Below are 21,836 nucleotides of genomic sequence, written 5' to 3'. Positions count from 1 at the left end.
TGCTGGGGTTTACCCTATAGACTGTTTCTTTCTTTGGCGAATTGGCCAAAGCACGGAATATTCAAGCGGTAGACGCGGTAGCAATGAGTCAGCAGAGTACGTTGCGCAAGTTCTTGCCCCTGGCCGGGGCGGTCATGATCTGGGGCGGCAATTGGCCCGTCATGAAGCTGGGCCTGGCGCACATGAGCCCGTTGTGGCTGGCGGCCAGCCGGTTCGGCTCGGCCGCGTTGATCAGCGCGGTGGTGCTGGGCTTGCTGGGACGGTTGCGGTTGCCGACGCGCCAGGAATGGCCGCTGGTGGCGGGCGTGGCCCTCTTGCAGATGGGGGCGTTCACCGCGCTGGCGCTGTGGGCGTTGCAGTACGTGGCGCCGGGTCGCGCGTCGGTGATCGCCTACGCCACGTCGATCTGGGTCATTCCGCTGTCGTCGCTGGTGCTCAAGGAACGGCTGTCGCCGGCGCAGTGGCTGGCCACCGCGCTCAGCTACGCGGGCATCGGCGTGATCGTGGCGCCGGCCTTCAGCCCGTGGCAGGCGCATACCGTCATCGGCCTGGTGATGCTGCTGGGCGCCTCGTTCGCCTGGGCCTGCAACATCATCCAGCTGCGCGGCAATCGCCACGTGCGCCTGGGCGCCGACATGATTCCGTGGCAGACCGCGATCGCCACCGTGCCGCTGGTCGCGCTGGCCTGGCTGCGCGACGGCGCGCCGGCATTCCTGGCGGTGCCCGACGCCTGGCCGGTGATCCTGTATACCGGTCCGTTGGCCACGGCGCTGACCTTCATCGTGGTGCTGGGCATGACGCAGAAACTGCCGCCGGTGGCGACCTCGATCGCGATGCTGTGCGTGCCGGTCATCGGCCTGATCGTGTCGTCGCTGGTGTTCCATGAGCGCCTCTCGCCGGACCTGACGCCGGGCCTGGGATTGATCGCGCTGAGCGTGGCCGCGTCGGCCGCGGCGGCGCGGGTGAAGCGTCCCCTGGCGCTGCGGCCGTCGTAAGGGCGGCGTGCTATCGTTGCAGTATTGAACTGAGAGTCACGCATGGCATTGCATCGTTTCGAAAAAGGCGAACTGGGACATTGGCTGCGCATCGTTGCCGATAATTCGGAACCGGGCGCCGTCCAGACCACCGTGCCCGCGCACGTGGCCGAAGCCTTGCAGACGTTGCGCTGTATCGATCCCGGCCCCGACGGCGCCTGGCGGATCACCGAAAAGGGCAAGCTGGCGCTGCGCATGGAAGAACCCGGCGCCATCCATCTGCGTTGATCCCGATTTCCACTGCAGGTTTGTGACGGCGGTTTACGCGTCACGAATTAGTGCATTTCTTGCGAATGTCTGCATGCGGCGCGGTATGCGCGGCGGCTCATCCCGATGGGCTACGGGAATCTCCTGAGACGGTTTGTTCGATTTGGCAGCGTCCGGACGTATCGCCAGCCGCATGTCGCCGGTAAGATGAACTTGCGTGACGGATTCAGGTCTATTCATTGCGCGGGAATTCTGCACCCGCTACGTCACGCGTGGTTCACGCGTTTAGGTAACCGACTGGGAGGTAGCACATGCAGCATCGTGACCAGGAAGTACTGATCGACGTTTCCACAGCGGCCATGGATACCGGCGGATATGGCGTACTGCTGACGGTAACGGCTGAGGGCGGCACCGAGGTGGATGCCGCGTTTTCCCACTTGGGCAACTGCGCTTCGTTGGACGAAGCACGCGATCGCGCGGAAATATTCGCGCAGAACTGGGTCGAGGAAAACATCTTCCGCTAGGCGCATCCGCGCTTGAAGGAAGCTGAACGGCTGTACCGGTCTGTGTGCGCATGACGCTCAGAATGGCGTTCCAGAGATGGCGGCGGAAATTTCGGTTATCGTCGCTGCTTCAAAACAAATGGCTCTCATCGGGCCTGCGTCATTCCAAGATGACTGCCGCACAGACCAACTCCGCGCTGGCGGAGCACATCAAGGCTTTTCACGAGCATTTCGACTCTGTCATCCTGCCCATGTGGATGGGGCGGGGCTTCAATGACGCCCTGGGTCTGCCTTTCGAATCCCTGGATGCCGCCACTGGCGAGCCGCTGCCGGCCGAGCGCTATCGCGCCATGGCTTGCGCGCGCCAGCTGTATGTCTACGCCGGCGCGCCGGGCGCCGCCGCGGGCGCGCACGCCGACCGCTTGTTCGCCTCGTTGTGCCGCGTGTTCCGCGACGAGGAGCATGGCGGCTGGCGCTACAGCGTGGACGCCGAGGGCCGGCCGCTCGATCCGACCCAGGACCTGTATACCCATGCCTTCATCGTGTTCGCCTGCGCCGCGTATTTCCGCCGCTCGCGCAACGCGCAGGCGCGCAAGCTGCTGCTGGCCACGGCCGAGACCATCGAGTCGCGCTTCAGGATGGCCGACGGGCGTTATCACGCCGTGCTGAGCCAGGACTGGAGCGAGGCGCTGCGCGGCCCCGCGCAGAATCCGATGATGCACCTGACCGAGGCCTACCTGGCCGCGGCCCAGGTGGCCGAACCGGCGTTGTTCGCGACTCGCCTGCGCGGCCTGGCTCAGGTCATGAGCCAGGTGTTCCTGAGCGCGCCGACGCAATGCATCGCCGAATTGCCGCAGGGCGAGCCGGGCAACCGCATCGAGCCGGGCCATCAGTTCGAATGGCTGTCGCTGGTGCGCGAATCGGCCGAGGTGTTCGACGGGCTGGATCTGACGGAGTCGCTGCCGCGCGGGGTGCACTGGGCCCGCGGTCATGGGGTGGATGCGGGCGGCGTGCTGGCCGCGCTGGACGAGCATGGCGCGGTGCTGGATGACACCCGCCGGATCTGGGCGCAGACCGAGTACCTGCGCGTGCTGGCGGTGCTGGGCGACCTGCCGGCCTTGAACCAGGCGCTGGCGGGCTTCCGCGCCCGTTTCCTGCACCCGGGCGGCTGGCACGAATGCCTGGACCGGGACGGGGCGGTGGCGCGGGCGGACATGCCGTCGACCTCGCCTTACCATCTGGCAACCTGCCTGGCGGCCTTGCCGGCCGTTGTTTAATTGCGCCGTTAACAATTTTTGTCTAACGGGGGACAGATTTAATAGAAAAACATTGGTGAAATCCCTTACAATTTGGTTACCAAGTTAGTGGGGAAGCATCAATGAGCGTTATGTGCTTGGCTTGCCAACGCATCAACCCCGGGTTGGCGGGTGTGGCACCACACTCGCACCTGGGGCATCAGGGATTCACCAACCCGACTCAGAAGGGCCGCGAGGAAAGCCGCGAGGACCATTTCCGCTGCCTGAATTGCGGCGCCAAATGGCTGCGCGAGACGGACAAGTGGGGCGTGGACCTGGGATTCAAACTGGCGCCCTGAAGCGCCGCAACACGCCGGCCGAGAGGCCGCAAATCGCCTGTCATGATCGGGCCCCATATCGGGGCCCGTTTTGTTTTGTAACGTATGGTCGTGGTTTCAGGCTGGCGACGGGGCGCGGGCGTCTGGATCCCGTTCGGCGGTGTCGAGAAGCCACTGGCGGAAACAGGCCAGGGCGTAATGGTCGCGCCGCTGCGGCGGGGCGCACAGGTGATAGCCGCGCGCGATGGCGATGCGCAGGTCGGGGAAGGGGGGGCGGCCACGCGGCCGGCCTGCAGGTCGTCCTGCACCAGGCAGCGCTGCAGCACCGCGATGCCCATGTCGGCCATGACGGCGCGCACCAGGATGCTGACCTGGTCGAAACCGCTGGCCAGCGCGAGTTTGTCGCGGCGCACGCCGGCGGCCTCGAACCAGCTGCCCCAATTGTCCATGCCGTTGGCGTGGTACAGCAGGGGTTCGCCGAGCAGGCCGGCCGGGCTGTCCCACAGGCCCGCGGCTCGGCGCGCGGCGAGCCGGGCGGGGCTGCAGATGACGACCATTTCGCGCCCGATCACGTAGTCCGCCTGCCAGCCGGGCCATTGGCCGGCCACGCCCGAAAGGATGCTGGCGTCGGGCGTGGCGCCGGAGAAATCCTCGTTGCGGCGGTAGGCCGCGAAACCCAGCTGGATGTCGGGATGGCGCCGATGGAAGTCGGGCAGGCGCGGCACCAGCCAGGCGCTTGCCAGGGTCGGCACGCTCGACAGCGTCAGCCGCAGGCGGCGGTCATCGGCGCGCAGTTCGGCGCTGAGCGCCTCGATGGCCTGCAGCGGCGCCAGGCCGTCATCGTAGAGCTTGCGGCCGGTCTCGGTCAGGGTCAGCCCGTGGGCGTTGCGGCGCATCAGCGGCTGGCCGAAATGGGCTTCGAGGCGGGCGATGGCGCGGCTGACGGCGCCCTGGGTCACGCACAGGGTTTCGGCCGCCAGGGTGAAACTGCCCAGGCGCGCCGCCGTCATGAAGGCGTGCAACTCGGACATGGACGGCGAATGCAGGCGCATGGCGCGGCGGGTTCCGGGAGGCCGCGGGCGCGGCTTCAGCATGAGCGTTGGTAATGAAGGCGTGCAATATAGTCGTTTGAAAGCGGATCGTAAAGTTCGGACACTGGCGGCCTCGCAGCAAGACCTGCACCTTTCCCGGAGTCGCTCCATGTCCCGCCGCTTTTTCGGCTGTTCCGCGCGCATCGCGCTTGCCGGCGTCTGCGCCGCGCTGTCTTTCGCCGGCCCGGCGCAAGCCGCCGACTATCCTTCCCGTCCCATCAAGCTGGTGGTGCCGTTCGCCGCGGGCGGTTCGACCGACATCGTGGCGCGCCTGGTGGCCGAGTACGCCGGCCGCGACCTGAAGCAGACCATCGTGGTCGAGAACAAGGCGGGCGCGGGCGGTTCGCTCGGCATGGAGCAGGTGGCGCGCTCGACCGCCGACGGCTACACCATCGGCATGGCGACGATGAGCACGCACGGCTCCAATCCGGCGGTCTACCGCAAGATGAACTATGACCCGCTCAAGGACTTCGAGCCGGTGGCCAATGTGCTGGCCGTGCCCAGCATCTTCGCGATCAATCCGCAGATCCCGGCCAGGAACATGGCCGAGTTCGTCGCCCTGGCCAAGGGCCAGGCGGACAAGTACAGCTTTGCCTCGCCGGGCGTGGGCTCGCTGGGCCACGTGAACATCGAGAACTTCATGATGCTGGCCGGCATCAAGCTGCTGCACGTGCCGTACCGCGGCGCGGGCCCGGCGCTCAATGACGTGATGGGCGGGCAGGTGGACGCGATCACCGACAATCTGTCCTCGACCCTGCCGCAGGTGCTGGGCGGCAAGCTGCGGCCGCTGGCGGTGCTGGGCGCCGAGCGTTCGCCGCTGCTGCCGGACGTGCCGACCTACATCGAGCTGGGCTACCCCGACATGGGCACGGGCGGCTGGTTCGGCCTGGTGGCGCCGGCCGGCACGCCGCCGGCGGTGATCGAGCGCCTGAACCAGGCCGTGCGCGCGGCGATGCAGGATCCCGAATTCCGCAAGAAGGCCGAGGACGTCGGTGGTACGCTGATGCCGACCACGCCGCAGGAATTCAAGATCCAGATCGAACAGGCCCTGGCGCGCTACGCCAAAGTCGCCAAGGCCGCCAACATCCAGGCTGACTGAACGATGACAAACGCCGACTTCCAAGCCGTTTCCGTGCACGCCTCGACCGCGCCCGCCTTGCCGCTGGTGTGTGATTCGCCGCACAGCGGCGAGCAATACCCCGCCGATTTCGGCGCCGCGGCCAGCCTGGCGCAGTTGCGCCAGGGCGAGGACACGCACGTGGACGCCTTGTGGTCGGCGGCGCCGGCGCTGGGCGCCACGCTGGTGGCGGCGCACTTTCCGCGCGTCTACATCGATCCCAACCGCACGCTGCGCGATCTCGATCCGGAGCTGCTGGCCGAGCCGTGGCCGGAGCCGCTCGACCCCGGCGAGAAGACGCGCCTGGGCAAGGGCCTGATCTGGCGCCGCATGGACAAGGCCACGCCGATCTACGACCGCAAGCTGACGCTCGAGGAAGTGCGGCACCGCATCCAGGCGTACTACGAGCCGTACCACGCGGCGCTGGCGCAGGCCATCGAACAGGCGCAACGCGATTTCGGCGCGGTCTGGCACCTGAACCTGCATTCGATGCCGAACGATGCGTATGAGCGGCTGGGCCGCGAGAGCGCGCATCCTTTGGCGGACTTCGTGCTGGGCGATCGCGACGGCACCACCTGTGAGCCGGAATTCATCGCGCTGATCGAGACGGCGCTGCGCGACCGCGGCTACACGGTGGCGCGCAACGATCCCTACAAGGGCGTGCAGCTGATCGCGCAGATCGGCCAGCCGGCGTTGAACCGCCACAGCCTGCAGATCGAGATCCGGCGCCCGCTGTACATGGACGAGGTCACGCGCGAGCGCAACGCGGGCTTCGAGCCGTTGCGCGCGGACCTGTCGCAGGTGTTGGCGCAGGTGGCGCGGTATGTGCGGTCGCGCACGGCGGCGCTATCGTCGACAAAATAGACTCGGTTGAATATTGTGTGGTTGCGCGGCCGCGATTGATGTGTATCAATCGCGGCCGCCGCGCATGCGCTTAAGTTTCCGGGTGGCGGGCCGTTGTCGCTAACAACGAGCTGCGCCGCCGATTGGCGCAGCCTAAAGGAAACCGGTATGGCCGAGAAGATCATCAATGGTTTTTCCGTCGTGGCGTACGCGACGCAACCCGAGGGGCGGATTCCGGCGCGCGCCTTCCTGGAAACCCGACGGTTGCCGGCCAAGGGCGATGCCGCGGCCAAGCCCGCGCCGCAAGCGGATCAGGTCGAGGGCGGCGAGACGCAGGATGACGCGGATGAACCGGAAAGCCTGGCCTTCGAGATTTTCGTGACGCGCCGTTTTCGCGGCGCGGTCGAAGCGATGTCGGCGGCGCGCAACGCGCTGGATCGCGTCAAGTCCGTGGATGAGCACGGCGTGCCGGATCACCTGCCGGACTGACGCCGTCCGTGGGCCGGGGCGGCCCGGCAGGCTGCTTGCGCGTCCCGATGCGCGCTGGCGGCGCGGCCGCCGCCCATATTGTTATCCCCACTTTGTATTTGTCGAACGCCTGAGCACGGGCCGATGATGCCGCATGGCAAGCATCGCCATTCACAGTCTGCTCAAAAGGAAGGTTGATGAATACGAACGTCCAAACGCGCGCCAATCCGACGCGCGGTATTTCGCGCCGCTCGTTGCTGCGCGCGGCATCCCTGGCCGGCCTGGCCGCGCCGCTCGGCATGCTGGGATCGCGGGTGCTGGCGGCCAATGGCGCGCCGCGCACCTACAAGATCGCATGGAGCCAGACCGCGGTGTGTCAGTCGCCGGTTTCGGTGGCGCTGGAGCGCGGCTTCTTCGACAAGTACAACCTCAAGGTCGAGCGCATCAATTTCAGCGGCTCCACCGATCAATTGCTCGAAGCCATCGCCACCGGCCACGCCGATGGCGGCATCGGCATGGCGTTGCGCTGGCTCAAGCCGCTGGAGCAGGGCTTCGACGTCAAGCTGGCGGTGGGCACGCATGGCGGCTGCATGCGGCTGCTGACGGCGGCGGATTCGCCGGTCAAGAGCGTGCAGGACCTGAAGGGCCGCCGCGTCGCGGTGTCGGACCAGGCCAGCCCGGTGAAGAACTTCTTCGCGATCCGCGTGGCGCAGCTGGGCATCGACCCGGAATCGGTGGACTGGCGCCAGTATCCGCAGGATCTGTTCGGCGAGGTGCTGAGAAAGGGCGAGGTCGATGCGATCGCGGGCGACGATCCGCTGATCTACACGCTGCGCGAGGACAACAAGCTGCGCGAGATCGCCACCAACATCGAGGGCGACTACGAGAACCGCACCTGCTGCGTGCTGGGCCTGCGCGGCGACCTGGTGCGCAACGACCCCGAGTCGGCCGCGGCCATCACGCGCGCGGTGATCGACGCGCAGCGCTGGACCGCGTCCAATCCCGACGAGACCGCGCGCATCTTCGCGCCGTATGTGCCGGGCAAGGTGCCGGCCGAGCGCGTGGCGGCGATCCTGCGCAGCCACAGCCATGGCCATGCGTCGACCGGCTCGGCGCTGCGCGAGGAGATCGTGGGCTATGCCAAGGATCTGAAGACGATCAAGGTGCTGAGCGCCAATCTCGACATCAACAAGTACGCGCAAGCGGTGGTGCCCAATGTCCTCGGCTGACGCGCTGGCGGCGGGCGGGTTGCGCGGCGCGCCGGCCGTCGCGCAACCGTGGCGCCTGTGGAAGACCGGCGTGGTCGCGGCCGCGCTGTGGGCCGCGGTGGGCGCGGTGACGCTGCGCTGGCCCAATGTCGAGGTGGGGTTCGTCTCGTGGGGCTATACGCGGGAATTCGGCATCGCGGCGCTGGCGCTGGCGGCGTTGCTGCTGCTGGTGGCGGTGGCCGGCGCGGGCCAGCGCCGGCCGGTGCGGGCGCTGCATCGCGGCGGGCCGTGGCTGGTGCTGCTGGCGCTGGCGGTGGGGGCGTGGGAGATCGCGACGGCCAAGCTGGCGTGGCTGCCCAGCCCGTTCTTCGCGCCGCCGCAGTCGCTGATCGAAGTCTACGTGACCGACTACAAGCGGCTGGCGGACAGCCTGGGCAATTCGCTCTGGCTGCTGTTCAACGGCTTCGGCCTGGGGGCGGCGGCCGGTTTCCTGACGGGCGTGGCGATCGGCTGGTCGCGCGGCCTGGGGTACTGGGTGCATCCGGTGCTGCGGTTCCTGGGGCCGGTGCCGTCGACGGCGTTGCTGCCGATGGCGTTCTTCTTCTTTCCGTCGGGCTGGTCGGCGGCGGTGTTCCTGATCGCGCTGGCGACGTGGTTCCCGGTCACGGTGCTGACGTGGTCGGGCGTGGCCGGCGTGAACCGCGCCTATTACGACGTGGCGCGGACCCTGGGCGCGAGCGAGTGGTTCCTGGTGCTGCGGGTGGCGATTCCGGCGGCGTTGCCGCAGGTGTTCGTCGGCCTGTTCATGGGCCTGGGCGCGTCGTTCTCGGTGCTGGTGGCGGCCGAGATGATGGGCGTCAAATCCGGGCTGGGCTGGTACCTGTCGTGGGCGCAGGGCTGGGCTTCGTATGCCAATCTATACGGCGCGCTGATCGTGATGGCGCTGGTGTTCTCGGGCCTGATCACCTTGCTGTTCGTGGGCCGCGACCGCCTGCTGGCGTGGCAGAAGGGAGTGGTGAAATGGTAGCGGCGCCGCAGGACGCGGGAACGGCCGGCGCGGCGCGCGGCGCGGCGCTGGCGGTGCGGGGCGTGAATCATCGCTTCGACCTGGATGGCGCGGCGCTGCCGGTGCTGGACGATATCGACCTGGAGGTGCGGCCCGGCGAGTTCGTCGCGCTGCTGGGCCCCAGCGGCTGCGGCAAGTCGACCCTGCTGCGGCTGGTGGCGGGGCTGGAGCCGCCGGCGCAGGGCGATCTGCTGGCCGATGGCGAGCCGATCGACGGGCCGTCGCCGTCGCGCATCGTGGTGTTCCAGGATCCGACGCTCTATCCCTGGCGCACGGTGTGGCACAACGTGGCGCTGGGCCTGCAGGCGCGCGGGCTGCTCAAGACCGAGCGCGGGCGGGTCGATGACGCGTTGCAGCGCGTCGGGTTGACGGCGTTTGGCCAGGCCTATCCGCACCAGCTGTCGGGTGGCATGGCGCAGCGCGCGGCGCTGGCGCGCGCGCTGGTCAACGATCCGCGCATCCTGATCCTGGACGAGCCGCTGGGCAAGCTCGATTCGCTGACGCGGATCGCGATGCAGTCCGAGCTGGTGGAACTGTGGCAGCGCAGCGGCTTCACCGCCTTGCTGGTGACGCACGACGTGGAGGAGGCGCTCTTCATGGCGTCGCGCATCATCGTGCTGAGCGAACGGCCGGCGCGGATCAAGGACGAGATCGTCAACGACCTGCCGTATCCGCGCCATCGCGGCGATCCGCGCCTGGCCGAGTTGCGCCGCCGCGCGCTGGCGCTGTTGGGACTGGATGCGACGTGGTGAGCAACGCGGGGTTGGCGCTGGCCGTCGCGGCGGCGCCGGCCGGCATGCTGGCGTGCCTGGCCGCCGCGCGCCGGCGCCCGGACGGTCATGCGATCGCGGTTGGCTTGCCGTTGTCAGGGTTGGCGGCGCTGGCCCTGGCGGCCGCGATCGGCGTGGTGGCGCTGGGCTGGCAGCGGACGCTGGGCGCGCCGGGGCTGTTGGGGTCGCGGCTTGGACACCTGGCGCTGGCCGCGGCGGCGGTGCTGTTGCTGGCGGCGCTGGCCGCCGCCTGGCTGCACAGCCGCGCGCCCGAACGCGCGGCGCGGGCGGCGTGGCGCCGGGCCGGGGCCATGCTGCTGGGCGCGCTGGCGCTGCTGGCGGCATTGCTGGCCGCGGCGATCGCCTGGCAGCCGGACGAGGCGCTGGCGATCGCGCACTGGCCGTTCGCCTGGCGCTACGACGCCGACCTGCCGGTCAGCGGCCATACCTGGCGCCGCCTGTGGCTGGCGCTGGGGCTGACGCTGTTGGCGCTGGCGTTGTTGACGGCGGCACTGTTCGCGCGGCGTGGCCGGCTGGTGTTGCTGACGGCCGCCGCGGGGCTGCTGGCGAGCGCCAGTTGGCCGGCGCCGCGGCTGCTGCTGACGGAGGCGACGCATACGTCCTATCAGCGGTCGCCGCTGGTGTTTTCGGATGACAACCTGCTGCGGGGCGCGCGCCTCTACCAGGCGCATTGCGCCGCCTGCCACGGCGCGCGGGCGGATGGCCGCGGCGTACTCGCGACCGGCCTGCCCGCCTGGCCCAGCGTGCTGGGGGCGGCGCTGTTCGACAACCGCCTGGAGGGCGAGCTGTATGCGCGCCTGGCGCGCGAGGGGGCGGCGCACGGCGGCGCCACGCAGGCGCCGGGCGAGGCGCTGACGCCGGACCAGATCTGGCAGGTGCTGGACTATCTGCGGCTGCAGGCCTACGGCGCCGGCGGCGGCACGGGCATGCCGGCGATCCCGGCGCCGGTGGTGGCGCTGACCTGCCGCGACGGCCGCGCCGCCACGCTGTCGGGCCTGCGCGGCCTGCCGGTGCGGGTGGCGGCCTTCGCTCCTGGCGCGCCGCCGGAACCGCAGGATCCGCGCCTGCTGACCGTGGCGTTGACGCGCGGCGGCGCGCCGGCGGCGGACGCCGATTGCGTGGCGGCGGGCGCGGCGGCATGGGAGGCCTATGCGCTGGCCGCGGGCGTGGCGCCGGCCGACCTGGCGGGCGCGCAGTTCATGGTGGACCGGCGCGGCTGGCTGCGGGCGCGACGGCTGCCGGGCGCGGCGCCGGCCTGGACCAGCGCGGACAACGTCTGCGGTCCGGGCGGCCGCATGGAGAACGCTTCGGCCCAGGGGCTGGGCGCGCTGCTGCTGGCGATGGATCGCGCGCCCATCGAGATTCCGGATGCGCGGCGCAGGCAGTGATGCGCCATCGCCCGGCGTGGCGGCCGGGCACCTTTTTTCCTTTCCCTTTCACTAACGCGAGGCAGGCAAGATGAGTACCTTGAATGAATACCTGGGCCAGAAGCGCGAGGCGGTGCTGGCGCGCAATGCGCGTGATCCGGGCACGGTGACGCCGGTGAAGCTGCGCGCGCATGTCAGCGCCGAAGGGCGCAGCGGCGTGCGCCGCATCCGCATCCGCGACCATCAGGTGGTGAGCGACAGCCCGGCGGATTTCGCCGGCTACGACCTGGGGCCGAGTTCGCCGGAACTGCTGCTGGGGTCGCTGGGCAGTTGCCTGACGCATATCTTCCTGATCAAGGCGGCCGAGCTGGAATTGCCGCTGGAATCGCTGGAGGTCGAGATCGAAGGCGACCTGGATCCGCGCGGCGGCAAGCCGGGCTACGAGAAGGTGCCGTTCTTCCCGCACAACATCCGCTATACGGCGCACATCGTGTCGCCGGCCGATCCGCAGGCGGTGCGGGCGGTGCACGAGGCGGTGGAGCAGTGGTGCCCGATTCTCAACCTGCTCAAGCAGCCGCAGCCGCTGGAAGGCAGCGTGCGGCATACGCGGCCGGGGGCTTGAGCGGCGGCCATTCGCACCGCGCGCGCTGGCGCGTCAGGCGGCCAGGCCGACGGGCCAGGATTCAGGTCAGCGAGCTGCGCATCAGGATCTCGGTCAGCGCCCGGGTGGGCTTGTTGGGCGCGGGCGCCGAGATGACGATGAACTCCACCTGCGGCAGCGCCGGCAGGGCCAGCGCGCCGGCCGGCGCCGCCAGTCCGGCGGTGGACAGGTGCGAGGGCTGCACGGTGATGCCCAGGCCGGCGCGGGCCGCCGCCTGGCAGCCGGCGTAGCCGGTGCTGGTGCAGACGATCTGCCAGCTGCGGCCGGCGCGCGCCAGCGCGTCCAGCGCCAGGGTGCGGGTGACGCTGGGCTCGCGCAGCAGGATCAGCGGCAGCGGCGCGTCGGGCGCCAGGCGCAGGCCTTCCTTGGCACGCCACAGCAGGGCTTCCTTGTGCAGGGTCTGGCCGCGACGGTCGCCGCGGCGGCGCTTGCCGATCATCACGTCCAGGCCGTTGTCGTCGAGCAGGCGGTAGAGATCGCTGGTGACGCCGATGGTGATGTCCAGCTCCACTTCGGGATGCGCCTGGCGGAACGCGGCCAGCACGTCGGGCAAGGGCCCCATCGCCAGGTCGTCGGAGGTGCCGAGCCGCACGCGGCCGCGCAGCCGCGGGGCGTCGAACAGCCGCTCGGCGCGTTCGTGCGCGTCGAGGATGATCTCGGCGTGCACCAGCAGGCTGCGGCCGTCGCTGGTCAGGGCCAGCGAGTGGGTGTCGCGCAGGAACAGGCGGCGGTTCAGCGCCAGCTCCAGCTGGCGGATGTGCTCGCTGACGGTGGGCTGGGTCAGGCCCAGGCGGCGCGCGGCCTCGCTGAAGCTGGGCGAGGCGGCGGCCGCGGCGAAGGTCTTGAGCCAGAGCGGATTGAGCATGGCGGCCTGCCTATAGGGAATTCCGATAACAGTTAAAGTAACCAGTGGCCTTCACGATAGCAAGCGCCGCGCCTATAGTTTCCGCGACCTTCCCGGAAACTTCCCGCCATGCGCCGCTTCCTGCCCGACCAGTTCACCCTCATCCTGATCGCCACCGTGGCGTTCGCCAGCTTCTTCCCCGCCGTGGGCAAGGGCGCGTCGTTCATGATGGTGGCCAGCAACCTGGCCATTTCGCTGCTGTTCTTCCTGCATGGCGCGCGCCTGTCCACCGACGCGATCGTGGCCGGCGTCAAGGACGTGCGGCTGCACGCGCTGATCCTGGGCTGCACCTTCATCCTGTTCCCGGCGCTGGGGCTGGCGCTGCGGGCGCTGTTTCCCGGGTTGCTGACGCCGGCGTTGTGGCTGGGCGTGATCTTCGTGTGCACGCTGTCGTCGACGGTGCAGTCGTCCATCGCCTTCACCTCGATGGCGCGCGGCAATGTGCCGGGCGCCATCTGCGCGGCGACGGCGTCCAACCTGCTGGGCACGGTGCTGACGCCGCTGCTGGTGGCCGTGCTGCTGCATCGCCAGGGCGGCGGCCACGGCCTGGCCGACGCCGGCCGCATCCTGCTGCAATTGCTGTTGCCGTTCGCGGTGGGCAGCCTGCTGCGGCCGTGGATCGGCGCCTGGGCGCAGCGCAACAGCCGCGTCCTGTCGAAGGTGGACCGCAGTTCGATCCTGCTGGCGGTCTACACCGCGTTCAGCGAAGCGGTGGCGCAGGGCATCTGGCACGCGTTCCCGGCGATCGACCTGGCCACCATGGTGCTGGTCAATGCGCTGCTGTTGGGGGCGGTGCTGCTGATCACGACCTGGGGCAGCCGCAAGCTGGGGCTGTCCAAGGAGAACGAGATCACGTTGGTGTTCTGCGGCTCGAAGAAGTCGCTGGCGTCCGGCATTCCGCTGGCCACGGTGCTGTTCGGCACCTCGCAGATGGGTATCGTCGTGCTGCCGCTGATGATCTTCCACCAGATGCAGCTGATGGTCTGCGCGGTGCTGGCGCGCCGCTATGCCGATCGCGCCGAGCCGGCGCAGACGGCCGCGCCGGCCCGCGCCTGACGGGTCAGCCGCCGCTGGCGAGCGGCTGGATCCTGCCGCTGGGTTGCCAGTAGACGGCGCCGTCGCGCTCCTGCACCGTCAGCACCGTGAGGCGGCCGTTCTTACAGGGGCCGCCCACGCACAGGCCGGTATCGGGCTGATAGGTGGCGCCGTGGCGGGCACACATGATCAGGTCGCCGGCGCGCGTGAAGAAGCTGCCTTCCCAATCGAGTTCGACGCCCACGTGGGCGCAGCGATTCAGATAGCCATGGACCCGGTCCTGGTAACGCACGAAGAACGCCGTGGTCTGCCCCGCGCTGTCGGAGACCGGCAGTTTGACGCCCAGCCCGCCATTGACCAGGTCGGTGGCGGCGCAGACGCGGACTTCGGGAGCGATACGGGAATCCTGCATGGAAGGCCTTGGAATCAAAGGGTGCGATCTTGGGTCAGGGGGCGGGGCTTGTCAATCGGCCGGCGCGGCGGTGTTTTCCTGCTGCCGCGCCCACATCGCGGCATACAGGCCGCCCGCGGCCAGCAAGTACGTATGGCGGCCGCGTTCGGCGATGCGGCCATCCTCCAGCACGATGATCTCGTCGGCGTCGGCCACGGTGGACAGGCGGTGGGCGATGATGAGCGTGCTGCGGCCGCGGCTGACCTCGCGCAGGTTGGTCTGGATGTCGCGTTCGGTGCGGGTGTCGAGCGCGCTGGTGGCTTCGTCGAACAGGAAGATGGCCGGGTCCTTGAGCAGGGTGCGGGCGATGGCTACGCGCTGCTTTTCACCGCCGGACAGCTTGAGGCCGCGCTCGCCCACCATGGTCTGGTAGCCGTCGGGCATGGCCATGATGAGGTCGTGGATGTGCGCCAGCCGGGCCGCGTGCTCGATCTCGGCGTCGGAGGCGCCGGGCCGGCCGTAGCCGATGTTGTAGCGGATGGTGTCGTTGAACAGCACGGTGTCCTGCGGCACCACGCCGATGGCGGCGCGCAGGCTGGCCTGGGTGACGTCGCGGATGTCCTGGCCGTCGACCAGGATGGCGCCGGCGTCGGCGTCGTAGAAGCGGAACAGCAGCCGCGCGATGGTGGACTTGCCCGCGCCCGAGGTGCCCACCACGGCCACGGTCTTGCCGGCCGGCAGGGTGAAGCTCACGCCCTTGAGAATGGGCCGGCGCTCGTCGTAGCCGAAGCGCACGTCGCGGAACTCGACTTCGCCACCGGCCACGCGCAGCGGCTGCGCGCCGGGCCGGTCGGCCACTTCGCGGTCCTGGCCGAGCAGCTCGAACATGCGCTCCATGTCGATCATGGCTTGCTTGATCTCGCGGTAGATGAAGCCGAAGAAGCTGAGCGGCGAGTACAGCTGCAGCAGGTAGGTGTTGACCAGCACGAAGTCGCCCAGGGTGTAGCGGCCCTCGGCGATGCCGTTGGCGGCCATCCACATCACCAGCGTGAGGCCGGCGGAGATGATGACGGCCTGGCCGACGTTGAGGATCGACAGGCTGACCTGGCTGCGCACGGCGGCGCGTTCGTAGCGGGTGAGCGAGGCGTCGTAGCGGCGCGCTTCGTGTTCCTCGTTGCCGAAGTACTTGACGGTTTCGTAGTTCAGCAGGCTCTCGATGGCCTTGGTGTTGGCCTCGGAGTCGGTTTCGTTCATCTGCCGGCGGAACTTGGCGCGCCATTCGGTGACGGCCAGCGTGTAGGCCATGTAGAGGATCACCGTGGCGCCCGTGGCCAGCGCCAGCCAGGCGTCGAACATCTTCCACAGCACGATACAGACCAGGCCGATCTCGAAGAAGGTCGGCAGGATGTTGAACAGCAGGAACGACAGCAGCGTCTGGATGCCCTTGGTGCCGCGCTCGATGGCGCGGGTCAGGCCGCCGGTCTGGCGCGTCAGGTGAAAACGCAGCGCCAGGCCGTGCAGGTGGCGGAAGATGCGCAGGCCGACCGAGCGGATGGCGTGCTGGCCGACGCGGGCGAAGAGGGCGTCGCGCAATTCGGAAAACAACAGGGACAGAACGCGCGCGCTGCCATAGGCCAGGATCAGGCCCAGCGGCACGGTCACGCTGCCCGGCGCGCCCTGGCCCAGGGCGTCGATGGCGTGCTTGTACAGCAGCGGCGTGTAGACGGTGGCCGCCTTGGCGGCGAACAGGCACAGCAGCGCGGCGACGACGCGGGCCTTCAGGCCGGTCTGGCCGGGCGGCCAGAGGTAGGGAAACAGGGTGCGCAGCGTGGCGAAACCGCCACGGCCGGGCGTGCGGGAGTCGGGGGTTGTCATAGGGGCGGCAAGGGCAAATGGCGTGGGCCCGCGCGGGGCGCGGGCCGGGTATGGAGGCGATTATCCGGCACCGGCGCTATTATTTAACTGAAAACCCCTGGGACGGATGGGCCACGCGCAGGCCGCTCCCGGGGGTTTTCCATCCGGTTTTCGCATGCGGGCGCAGCAGGGCGGGCCCGTCATCCACTGTCGACCAGGCGTACGCCCGGCAGCATTCCTGGTCGCGCGACCTGGCGCGTTTTCGCCGTGCAAGTGTTGCGTTGCAAGCTTCGGAGGGTCATATGGCGAAGGTACCCACAGTCAAACTGAACGACGGCAGCAAGATTCCGCAATTGGGCCTGGGCGTCTGGCAGGTGCCGGACGAGCAGGCCGCCGCCAGCGTCAAGGAGGCGCTGGCGGCGGGCTACCGTTCGGTGGACACTGCCGCGATCTATGGCAACGAATCCGGCGTCGGCGCCGGCCTGCGCGCGGCGGGCGTGGCACGCAAGGATCTGTTTGTCACGACCAAACTGTGGAACGACAGGCATGGCTTCGATTCGGCCCACGAGGCCATGAACGAGAGCCTGGAAAAGCTCGGCCTGGCCTATGTGGACCTGTACCTGATCCACTGGCCGGTGGCGGGCAGTGAGAAGTTCGTCGACGCCTGGCGCGCGATGATCGAGATGAAGGAGGATGGCCGCGCGCGTTCGATCGGCGTGTCCAACTTCACGCGGGCCAACCTCGAGCGCCTGATCGACGCCACCGGCGTGACGCCGGCGGTCAACCAGATCGAACTGCACCCGGGCTTCGCGCAACGCGAGCTGCGCGCCTTCCATGACAAGCACGGCATCGCCACCGAGTCGTGGAGCCCGCTGGCGCAGGGCGGGGTCACCAAGGAAAAGACGATCGTGGACCTGGCGCGCAAGCACGGCAAGTCGCCGGCGCAAGTGACGCTGCGCTGGCACTTGCAGCACGGCCTGATCGTGATCCCGAAGTCGGTGACGCCGGCGCGCATCCGCGAGAACATCGACGTGTTCGATTTCGAATTGTCGAGCGCGGAGATGGCGGCGATCGACGCCATCAAGGAAGGGGCCCGCCTGGGGCCCGATCCGGAGAAGTTCGGCAAGTGAGGCGCGCGGCGGCCGCGGGCCGCCGGCTCGCTACGCGTCGGGTTGCGCGGGCGGGAAGAACCAGTAGCGCACGATGACCACCAGCAGGATGGTCAGCGCGGTCCAGGAGGCCCAGTGCCAGCCGCCGGTGCCCAGCAGCGCGGCCAGCAGGCCGAAGACGCTGAGCACGCCCAGCAGGATCGGCACGCCCCAGACGAACAGGAAGCCGCGGGAGGATTTCTTGCTCATGCGGGGCTCCGTTGCGGGGTGGCGGCGGCCTGGTGCTTGCGCACCAGCTCGGCGATGCGGGCCTCGGTGGCGCGGCGGCGCGCCAGCCACAGGTAGAGGCCGCTGACCAGCACCACGATGGTGATCAGGTCGAGCACGGCCCAGATGATCTTCAGCGGCAGGCCGCCGTAGTCGCCGAAGTGCAGCGGACGCGACAGCTCCAGCGCGGTCAGATACCACGGCATCTTGGCGACGGTGGTCAGTTCGCCGTTGCGGCCGTCGATCAGGACCGGCGTGTTCATCTTGGAGGTCAGCGGCGTGGCGCCGCGCATCCAGGCGATGTAGTGGTGCGGGCTGCCGAAGGCGTTGCCGGGGAAGGCGATGAACGACACTTCGTTGCCCGGCAGGGCCTTGCGGGCGGTGTCCGCCGCGGCCTGGGCCGACGACAGTTCGGCCGGCACGCCCTGGCCCTTGTAGGGTTCGAGGATGCGCACCAGCTCGGTCGATTGCCACAGCCGGAACAGCGGCGTGGACAGCTCGTTGATGACGCCGGTGAAGCCGACCACGAAGGCCCACACCAGGGTCACGATGCCGAGCAGGTTGTGCAGGTCGAGCCACTTCAGGCGGGTCGAGCGGCCGGCGCGCACGGTGCCGAATTCCAGCTTCTTCATGAAGGGCCCGTAGAGCACTACGCCCGAGACGATGGCGATGCAGAACAGCAGCCCCATGAAGCCCAGGAACAGTTCGCCCGGCAGGCTGGCGAACAGGTCGACGTGCAGCGACAGCATGATGCCCATGAACGAGAAGCGGTCCTGGGTGTAGAGCGGGCCGTCGAGCAGCACGTCGCCGGTGCGGCCGTCCATGCGCACGGCGTGGCCGGAGACCTGGCCGTCGCCGGGCTTCTTGGCCATGCCGACGTAGACCTGGGGTTCGTCGGGGTCGAAGAACAGGTAGTCGACGACTTCGCCGGGGTACATCGAGCGGGCCTGCGTGACCAGCTTGTCGAGGTTGGCCGGCGGCGTCGAGGCGGGCACGTCGGACAGCGGCTTGGCGTCGTCGAGCCAGTGTTCGATCTCGTGGTGGAACACCAGGGGCAGCCCGGTCAGGCAGATGATGAGCAGGAAGATCGTACAGACCAGACTGGTCCACTTGTGGACCAGGTACCAGGTTTTGATGGTGGAGGCGGCGGTCATGGCGACGGCGGGGCGGCTCGCGCGGCCCCCTTCAGGTTGGATTTTGGGAAAGACGGAACATTATCACGAATAATAGCTATTCTCGTAACGCCGTTCATGAGATCGCGCGTGAAAGCCCGGTGTAATCGGGGACTGATAAAAGCGGGTTAAAAAGAAACATGGGCCCGATTGGGCGGGCTGGATCATCATGCAGCAACGTTTTCTGAAAGTGCCGCGCAACGAGCAGGGCCGCGATTTCGCGGTGGGCGACGTGCACGGCTGTTTTACCCGCCTGCAGGACAGCCTGGGGCGGATGGGGTTCGACGCCAGCCGCGACCGGCTGTTTTCCGTCGGCGACCTGGTCGACCGCGGGCCGGAGAGCGAGGCCGCGCTGGATTGGCTGGCGCAGCCCTGGTTCTTCGCGGTGCAGGGCAACCACGAGGACTATGCGGTGCGTCACGTGCGCACCGGGCAGGTGGACGTGGTGAACTGGCGCGGCTACGGCGGCGGCTGGTTCCTGGACCTGCCGGCCGACCGCCAGCAGGTCTACGCCGAGGCCTTCGGGCAACTGCCCATCGCGATCGAGGTGGAAACCTCGGCGGGCCCGGTGGGGCTGCTGCACGCGGACTGCCCGGTGCTGTTCTGGCCGCGCCTGGAATCGGCGCTGCAGGACCGCTACAAGCGCACCAGCGCGGCCTGCCGGTGGTCGCGCGAGCGGCTGCGGCAACTGGACCGCACCGGCGTGCGCGGCGTGCGCGCCGTGGTGGCGGGCCACACGCCCGTGGCCGCGCCGCTGGCGCTGGGCAACGTCTATCACATCGATACCGAGGGCTGGAAGGACGGCTACTTCACCTTCCTCGACCTGGAAACGCTGCAGGCCTGGCCGCGCGCGGTGGTGACCGAGCCGGATACGGAAGCGGTCCGCTGACGCGGGCCGCGCGCGCTCGATCCGGCCGCGCCTACCAGCGGTAGGTCGCGGTCGCCAGCACCGTGCGCTGATCGCCATAGCGGCAGGCGCCCGCGCTGCAATTGCTGAGATAGGTCTTGTTGCCGAGGTTGCGCACGTTCAGCGCCAGGTTCCAGCCCTGTACCTGGTAGCCGATCATCGCGTCGAACAGCGTGTAGCCCGGCAGCTTCTGGGCGGCCGACTCCTGGTAGCCCCAGTTCGGTCCGGTGTAGCGCGCGCCCAGGCCGATCTTGATGCCGGATGCGAAGCGGTAGTCGGTCCACAGCGCGATCTGGTTGCGCGACACCGCCTGCATCTGCTTGCCGACTTCGCTGGGCGTGCTGCTGGCCGTGACCTCGGCCTTGGGCGTGTACGTGTAGGCGGCCACCACGTTCATCTGCGGCAGCGGCCGGAATGCGGCTTCCAGCTCAAGGCCGCGCACCTGCACTTCGCCGGTCTGCTTGGGCAGGAACTCGGGCGTATAGGTGATGTAGTTGTGGCGCCGCAGGTCGAACACCGCCGCGCTGTAGCGGCTGCGCCCGCCGGGCGGCTCGTAGCGGATGCCGAGTTCGTACTGGCGCCCGGTTTCCGGCCGCATCGGGTTGTTGGTCACCGGGTCGATGGTGGCGGTGGGCGAGAACGATTCAGCGTAGCTGAAGTACGGCGCGATGCCGCTCGGATGCAGGTAGACCAGGCCGGCGCGCTTGCTGAAATGGTGCTCGGAGATCTTGGTGCGGGAGCCGTCGATGTTGCTGTCCACGTCCGCGCTGGCCTTGTCGTAGCGGCCGCCGAGCGTGGCCACCCAGTTGCCCCATTTGATCTGGTCCCGCAGGTAGAAGCCGGTCTGGGCCAGCCGGGTGGTGGCGTCGAACCAGGGCGCGGCGGTCTCGACCGGGCTGCCGTACGACGGCGAATAGCCGTCGATGGGCGCGACCACGCCGTCGTTGTAGGTGCGCTGGTAATTGCGCGAACGCTGGTAGTCCAGTCCGAACAGGAAGGTGTGGGTCCAGTCGCCCAGGGCGACCTTGGCCTGCGCCTGGTTGTCGATAGTGAAGAGCCGCGCGTTTTCCTGGCTGCCGAACGGGAACCGTTCCAGCAGGCGGAAGTTGGCGGGGTCGTCCGGGTTGGCGGGGTTGACCGTGGCGAAGCCGCCGCGCACGTAGACCTGACGGTAGTCGACGCTGGTGTAGCCGTAGCGCGTGTTCTGGCGCACGGTCCAGGTGTCGTTCAGGCGGTGTTCCAGCAGATAGCCGACCATCCACTGTTCCTGGTTGAAGCGGTCGAAGCCCGGTTCGCCCACATAGGTGTTGCGCGAGAATTTCCCGTTCGGATTGGGCAACTGTGTGCCGATCTCGGGAAAGCTGCCGTAGGAACTGCCGTCGCGCACCCGCAGATAGTGCGACAGCAGGGTCAGGGTGGTGTCGCTCGACGGCTTGAGGGTCAGCGCCGGCGCGATGAAGAAACGGTCGTTGGGCAGGCCGCTGGCGGGCAGCTCGGCGTCGCGCGCCAGGCCCGTGATGCGGTAGAGCACCTTGCCGTTGTCATCCAGCGGACCGGAGAAATCGCCCGCCACCTGGCGCCGCGAATGGTCGCCGACCTGCGCTTCCAGTTCGTGCAGGGGTTCGTCGGTGGGGCGCTTGCTGACGACGTTGATCATGCCGCCCGCGCCGTTCTGGCCGTACAGCACCGAGGTCGGCCCGCGCAGCAGTTCGATGCGCTCGGCGCCGTAGACCTCGGTCTGCCAGACCGCCCAGCTGTTGTTGTTGCGCAGTTGCAGGCCGTCCAGGTAATAGCCCGGCGTCTGCGCATCGAAGCCTCGGATGATGGTCCAGTCAAAGCGCGTGTCGGCGCCCCATGGCAGGGTGTTGATGCCCGGGGTGTAGGCCAGGCTTTCCTTCAGGCGCGAGGCGCCGGTTTCGCGGATGAAGTCCGCCGTCACGACCGAGATGGACTGCGGCGTTTCGAGAATGCTGCTGTCGGTCTTGGTGCCGGTGGCGCTGCGGCTGGCCACATAGCCGTCCACCGGGCTCCAGGCCGTTTCGGGGCGGCCGGTGACGGTCACTGCCGGCAGCGTGGCGGGGCTGTCGGCGGTGGGCGCCGGGCGCAGCGTATAGGCGCCGTTGGCGCCGCGCACGACGCGCAGGCCCTGGCCCTGCAGCAGGGTGGCGAAGCCGTCCTGCACGGAATAGGCGCCGTTCAGGCCGGGACTGGTCTTGCCGCGGGTCAGGGCGCCGTCGGCCGACAGCTCGATCCCCGCTTCGCTGGCGT

22 protein-coding genes and 1 pseudogene are annotated in these 21,836 nt (G+C 68.8%); 16 read left to right on the top strand and 7 right to left on the bottom strand.

All coding sequences use genetic code 11. The annotated features are described in order from the left end of the window. The first annotated feature begins 83 nt into the window (after window positions 1-83). From AOZ49_RS07390 to AOZ49_RS31660, 5 genes are all read left to right on the top strand, one after another. A complete protein-coding gene (locus tag AOZ49_RS07390; protein WP_054474757.1) occupies window positions 84-995 on the top strand; it encodes a DMT family transporter in 912 nt (303 codons plus the stop codon). Window positions 996-1,037: 42 nt separating this feature from the next. Then, on the top strand, window positions 1,038-1,262 hold the full coding sequence (locus tag AOZ49_RS07385) for a hypothetical protein (RefSeq protein WP_006394087.1): 225 nt from the start codon (window positions 1,038-1,040) through the stop codon (window positions 1,260-1,262). 290 nt (window positions 1,263-1,552) lie between these two features. Next, complete coding sequence (locus AOZ49_RS07380) at window positions 1,553-1,765, top strand: hypothetical protein (RefSeq protein WP_006218759.1); 213 nt, start codon at window positions 1,553-1,555, stop codon at window positions 1,763-1,765. Between the two features lie 149 nt (window positions 1,766-1,914). Then, window positions 1,915-3,021 (top strand): AGE family epimerase/isomerase, encoded by a 1,107-nt coding sequence (locus AOZ49_RS07375; RefSeq protein ID WP_054432333.1) that lies wholly within the window; start codon window positions 1,915-1,917, stop codon window positions 3,019-3,021. Window positions 3,022-3,122: 101 nt separating this feature from the next. Further along, the gene (locus AOZ49_RS31660; protein ID WP_006388022.1) at window positions 3,123-3,338 is read left to right on the top strand and encodes a hypothetical protein; all 216 of its coding nucleotides are present in this window, start codon (window positions 3,123-3,125) and stop codon (window positions 3,336-3,338) included. A 96-nt stretch (window positions 3,339-3,434) separates the two neighbouring features. On the opposite strand, the pseudogene AOZ49_RS07370 reads toward AOZ49_RS31660, so the two are convergent. Beyond that, window positions 3,435-4,369: pseudogene (locus AOZ49_RS07370) on the bottom strand (LysR substrate-binding domain-containing protein). A gap of 148 nt (window positions 4,370-4,517) precedes the next feature. On the opposite strand from AOZ49_RS07370, the gene AOZ49_RS07365 reads away from it, so the two are divergent. From AOZ49_RS07365 to AOZ49_RS07330, 8 genes are all read left to right on the top strand, one after another. After that, on the top strand, window positions 4,518-5,507 hold the full coding sequence (locus AOZ49_RS07365) for a Bug family tripartite tricarboxylate transporter substrate binding protein (RefSeq protein ID WP_054474756.1): 990 nt from the start codon (window positions 4,518-4,520) through the stop codon (window positions 5,505-5,507). Between the two features lie 3 nt (window positions 5,508-5,510). Beyond that, the gene (locus AOZ49_RS07360) at window positions 5,511-6,389 is read left to right on the top strand and encodes an N-formylglutamate amidohydrolase (protein ID WP_054474755.1); all 879 of its coding nucleotides are present in this window, start codon (window positions 5,511-5,513) and stop codon (window positions 6,387-6,389) included. A gap of 147 nt (window positions 6,390-6,536) precedes the next feature. Beyond that, the gene (locus AOZ49_RS07355; protein WP_054474754.1) at window positions 6,537-6,857 is read left to right on the top strand and encodes a hypothetical protein; all 321 of its coding nucleotides are present in this window, start codon (window positions 6,537-6,539) and stop codon (window positions 6,855-6,857) included. A 176-nt stretch (window positions 6,858-7,033) separates the two neighbouring features. After that, window positions 7,034-8,065, top strand: a complete 1,032-nt coding sequence (locus tag AOZ49_RS07350; RefSeq protein ID WP_054474753.1) for an ABC transporter substrate-binding protein — start codon at window positions 7,034-7,036, stop codon at window positions 8,063-8,065. After that, complete coding sequence (locus AOZ49_RS07345; protein ID WP_054432328.1) at window positions 8,052-9,071, top strand: ABC transporter permease; 1,020 nt, start codon at window positions 8,052-8,054, stop codon at window positions 9,069-9,071. The genes AOZ49_RS07350 and AOZ49_RS07345 overlap by 14 nt, the downstream gene beginning before the upstream one ends. Continuing rightward, window positions 9,065-9,862 (top strand): ABC transporter ATP-binding protein, encoded by a 798-nt coding sequence (locus AOZ49_RS07340; protein WP_054432327.1) that lies wholly within the window; start codon window positions 9,065-9,067, stop codon window positions 9,860-9,862. Before AOZ49_RS07345 ends, AOZ49_RS07340 begins: the two co-directional genes overlap by 7 nt. Beyond that, complete coding sequence (locus AOZ49_RS07335; protein WP_231690265.1) at window positions 9,856-11,289, top strand: c-type cytochrome; 1,434 nt, start codon at window positions 9,856-9,858, stop codon at window positions 11,287-11,289. The genes AOZ49_RS07340 and AOZ49_RS07335 overlap by 7 nt, the downstream gene beginning before the upstream one ends. A 70-nt stretch (window positions 11,290-11,359) precedes the next feature. Then, a complete protein-coding gene (locus AOZ49_RS07330) occupies window positions 11,360-11,890 on the top strand; it encodes an OsmC family protein (protein WP_054474752.1) in 531 nt (176 codons plus the stop codon). Window positions 11,891-11,951: 61 nt separating this feature from the next. Here the strand turns inward: AOZ49_RS07330 and AOZ49_RS07325 are convergent, their stop codons facing one another. After that, a complete protein-coding gene (locus AOZ49_RS07325) occupies window positions 11,952-12,794 on the bottom strand; it encodes a LysR family transcriptional regulator (protein ID WP_054474751.1) in 843 nt (280 codons plus the stop codon). A gap of 108 nt (window positions 12,795-12,902) precedes the next feature. Here AOZ49_RS07325 and AOZ49_RS07320 point away from each other — a divergent pair, with 108 nt between their 5' ends. Further along, the gene (locus AOZ49_RS07320; protein WP_054432324.1) at window positions 12,903-13,889 is read left to right on the top strand and encodes a bile acid:sodium symporter family protein; all 987 of its coding nucleotides are present in this window, start codon (window positions 12,903-12,905) and stop codon (window positions 13,887-13,889) included. Between the two features lie 4 nt (window positions 13,890-13,893). On the opposite strand, the gene AOZ49_RS07315 is transcribed toward AOZ49_RS07320, so the two are convergent. Together AOZ49_RS07315 and AOZ49_RS07310 are read right to left on the bottom strand one after the other, a co-directional pair. Continuing rightward, complete coding sequence (locus tag AOZ49_RS07315) at window positions 13,894-14,280, bottom strand: Rieske (2Fe-2S) protein (protein WP_054474750.1); 387 nt, start codon at window positions 14,278-14,280, stop codon at window positions 13,894-13,896. 51 nt (window positions 14,281-14,331) lie between these two features. Further along, window positions 14,332-16,134, bottom strand: a complete 1,803-nt coding sequence (locus AOZ49_RS07310) for an ABCB family ABC transporter ATP-binding protein/permease (protein WP_054474749.1) — start codon at window positions 16,132-16,134, stop codon at window positions 14,332-14,334. 281 nt (window positions 16,135-16,415) lie between these two features. On the opposite strand from AOZ49_RS07310, the gene AOZ49_RS07305 reads away from it, so the two are divergent. Then, a complete protein-coding gene (locus AOZ49_RS07305) occupies window positions 16,416-17,243 on the top strand; it encodes an aldo/keto reductase (protein ID WP_054460928.1) in 828 nt (275 codons plus the stop codon). A 30-nt stretch (window positions 17,244-17,273) separates the two neighbouring features. Here the strand turns inward: AOZ49_RS07305 and AOZ49_RS07300 are convergent, their stop codons facing one another. Both AOZ49_RS07300 and AOZ49_RS07295 read right to left on the bottom strand, forming a co-directional pair. Beyond that, the gene (locus AOZ49_RS07300) at window positions 17,274-17,471 is read right to left on the bottom strand and encodes a hypothetical protein (RefSeq protein WP_054474748.1); all 198 of its coding nucleotides are present in this window, start codon (window positions 17,469-17,471) and stop codon (window positions 17,274-17,276) included. After that, complete coding sequence (locus tag AOZ49_RS07295; RefSeq protein WP_054474747.1) at window positions 17,468-18,643, bottom strand: PepSY-associated TM helix domain-containing protein; 1,176 nt, start codon at window positions 18,641-18,643, stop codon at window positions 17,468-17,470. The genes AOZ49_RS07300 and AOZ49_RS07295 overlap by 4 nt, the downstream gene beginning before the upstream one ends. 187 nt (window positions 18,644-18,830) lie before the next feature. Here AOZ49_RS07295 and AOZ49_RS07290 point away from each other — a divergent pair, with 187 nt between their 5' ends. After that, the gene (locus tag AOZ49_RS07290; protein ID WP_054474746.1) at window positions 18,831-19,550 is read left to right on the top strand and encodes a metallophosphoesterase; all 720 of its coding nucleotides are present in this window, start codon (window positions 18,831-18,833) and stop codon (window positions 19,548-19,550) included. Window positions 19,551-19,581: 31 nt separating this feature from the next. Here AOZ49_RS07290 and AOZ49_RS07285 read toward each other — a convergent pair. After that, window positions 19,582-21,836: TonB-dependent siderophore receptor (locus AOZ49_RS07285; protein WP_231690264.1), on the bottom strand; the 2,255-nt coding region annotated here is incomplete at its 5' end.

It is taken from the genome of Achromobacter sp. 2789STDY5608615 (assembly GCF_001298995.1).
Taxonomy (GTDB): domain Bacteria; phylum Pseudomonadota; class Gammaproteobacteria; order Burkholderiales; family Burkholderiaceae_B; genus Achromobacter; species Achromobacter insuavis.
The sequence above is the reverse complement of the archived record's forward strand: the minus strand, read 5'-3'. Positions and strand labels throughout refer to the sequence as shown.

What these genes read in the sequence shown, in the direction of transcription:
- AOZ49_RS07375 (WP_054432333.1), top strand. Translation starts at nt 1,915, where the DNA reads ATGACTGCCGCACAGACCAACTCCGCGCTGGCGGAGCACATCAAGGCT.
- AOZ49_RS07310 (WP_054474749.1), bottom strand. Translation starts at nt 16,134, where the DNA reads ATGACAACCCCCGACTCCCGCACGCCCGGCCGTGGCGGTTTCGCCACG.
- AOZ49_RS07300 (WP_054474748.1), bottom strand. Translation starts at nt 17,471, where the DNA reads ATGAGCAAGAAATCCTCCCGCGGCTTCCTGTTCGTCTGGGGCGTGCCG.
- AOZ49_RS07295 (WP_054474747.1), bottom strand. Translation starts at nt 18,643, where the DNA reads ATGACCGCCGCCTCCACCATCAAAACCTGGTACCTGGTCCACAAGTGG.
- AOZ49_RS07385 (WP_006394087.1), top strand. Translation starts at nt 1,038, where the DNA reads ATGGCATTGCATCGTTTCGAAAAAGGCGAACTGGGACATTGGCTGCGC.
- AOZ49_RS07365 (WP_054474756.1), top strand. Translation starts at nt 4,518, where the DNA reads ATGTCCCGCCGCTTTTTCGGCTGTTCCGCGCGCATCGCGCTTGCCGGC.
- AOZ49_RS07305 (WP_054460928.1), top strand. Translation starts at nt 16,416, where the DNA reads ATGGCGAAGGTACCCACAGTCAAACTGAACGACGGCAGCAAGATTCCG.
- AOZ49_RS07355 (WP_054474754.1), top strand. Translation starts at nt 6,537, where the DNA reads ATGGCCGAGAAGATCATCAATGGTTTTTCCGTCGTGGCGTACGCGACG.
- AOZ49_RS31660 (WP_006388022.1), top strand. Translation starts at nt 3,123, where the DNA reads ATGAGCGTTATGTGCTTGGCTTGCCAACGCATCAACCCCGGGTTGGCG.
- AOZ49_RS07330 (WP_054474752.1), top strand. Translation starts at nt 11,360, where the DNA reads ATGAGTACCTTGAATGAATACCTGGGCCAGAAGCGCGAGGCGGTGCTG.
- AOZ49_RS07390 (WP_054474757.1), top strand. Translation starts at nt 84, where the DNA reads ATGAGTCAGCAGAGTACGTTGCGCAAGTTCTTGCCCCTGGCCGGGGCG.
- AOZ49_RS07350 (WP_054474753.1), top strand. Translation starts at nt 7,034, where the DNA reads ATGAATACGAACGTCCAAACGCGCGCCAATCCGACGCGCGGTATTTCG.
- AOZ49_RS07320 (WP_054432324.1), top strand. Translation starts at nt 12,903, where the DNA reads ATGCGCCGCTTCCTGCCCGACCAGTTCACCCTCATCCTGATCGCCACC.
- AOZ49_RS07380 (WP_006218759.1), top strand. Translation starts at nt 1,553, where the DNA reads ATGCAGCATCGTGACCAGGAAGTACTGATCGACGTTTCCACAGCGGCC.
- AOZ49_RS07360 (WP_054474755.1), top strand. Translation starts at nt 5,511, where the DNA reads ATGACAAACGCCGACTTCCAAGCCGTTTCCGTGCACGCCTCGACCGCG.
- AOZ49_RS07290 (WP_054474746.1), top strand. Translation starts at nt 18,831, where the DNA reads ATGCAGCAACGTTTTCTGAAAGTGCCGCGCAACGAGCAGGGCCGCGAT.
- AOZ49_RS07345 (WP_054432328.1), top strand. Translation starts at nt 8,052, where the DNA reads ATGTCCTCGGCTGACGCGCTGGCGGCGGGCGGGTTGCGCGGCGCGCCG.
- AOZ49_RS07340 (WP_054432327.1), top strand. Translation starts at nt 9,065, where the DNA reads ATGGTAGCGGCGCCGCAGGACGCGGGAACGGCCGGCGCGGCGCGCGGC.
- AOZ49_RS07325 (WP_054474751.1), bottom strand. Translation starts at nt 12,794, where the DNA reads ATGCTCAATCCGCTCTGGCTCAAGACCTTCGCCGCGGCCGCCGCCTCG.
- AOZ49_RS07315 (WP_054474750.1), bottom strand. Translation starts at nt 14,280, where the DNA reads ATGCAGGATTCCCGTATCGCTCCCGAAGTCCGCGTCTGCGCCGCCACC.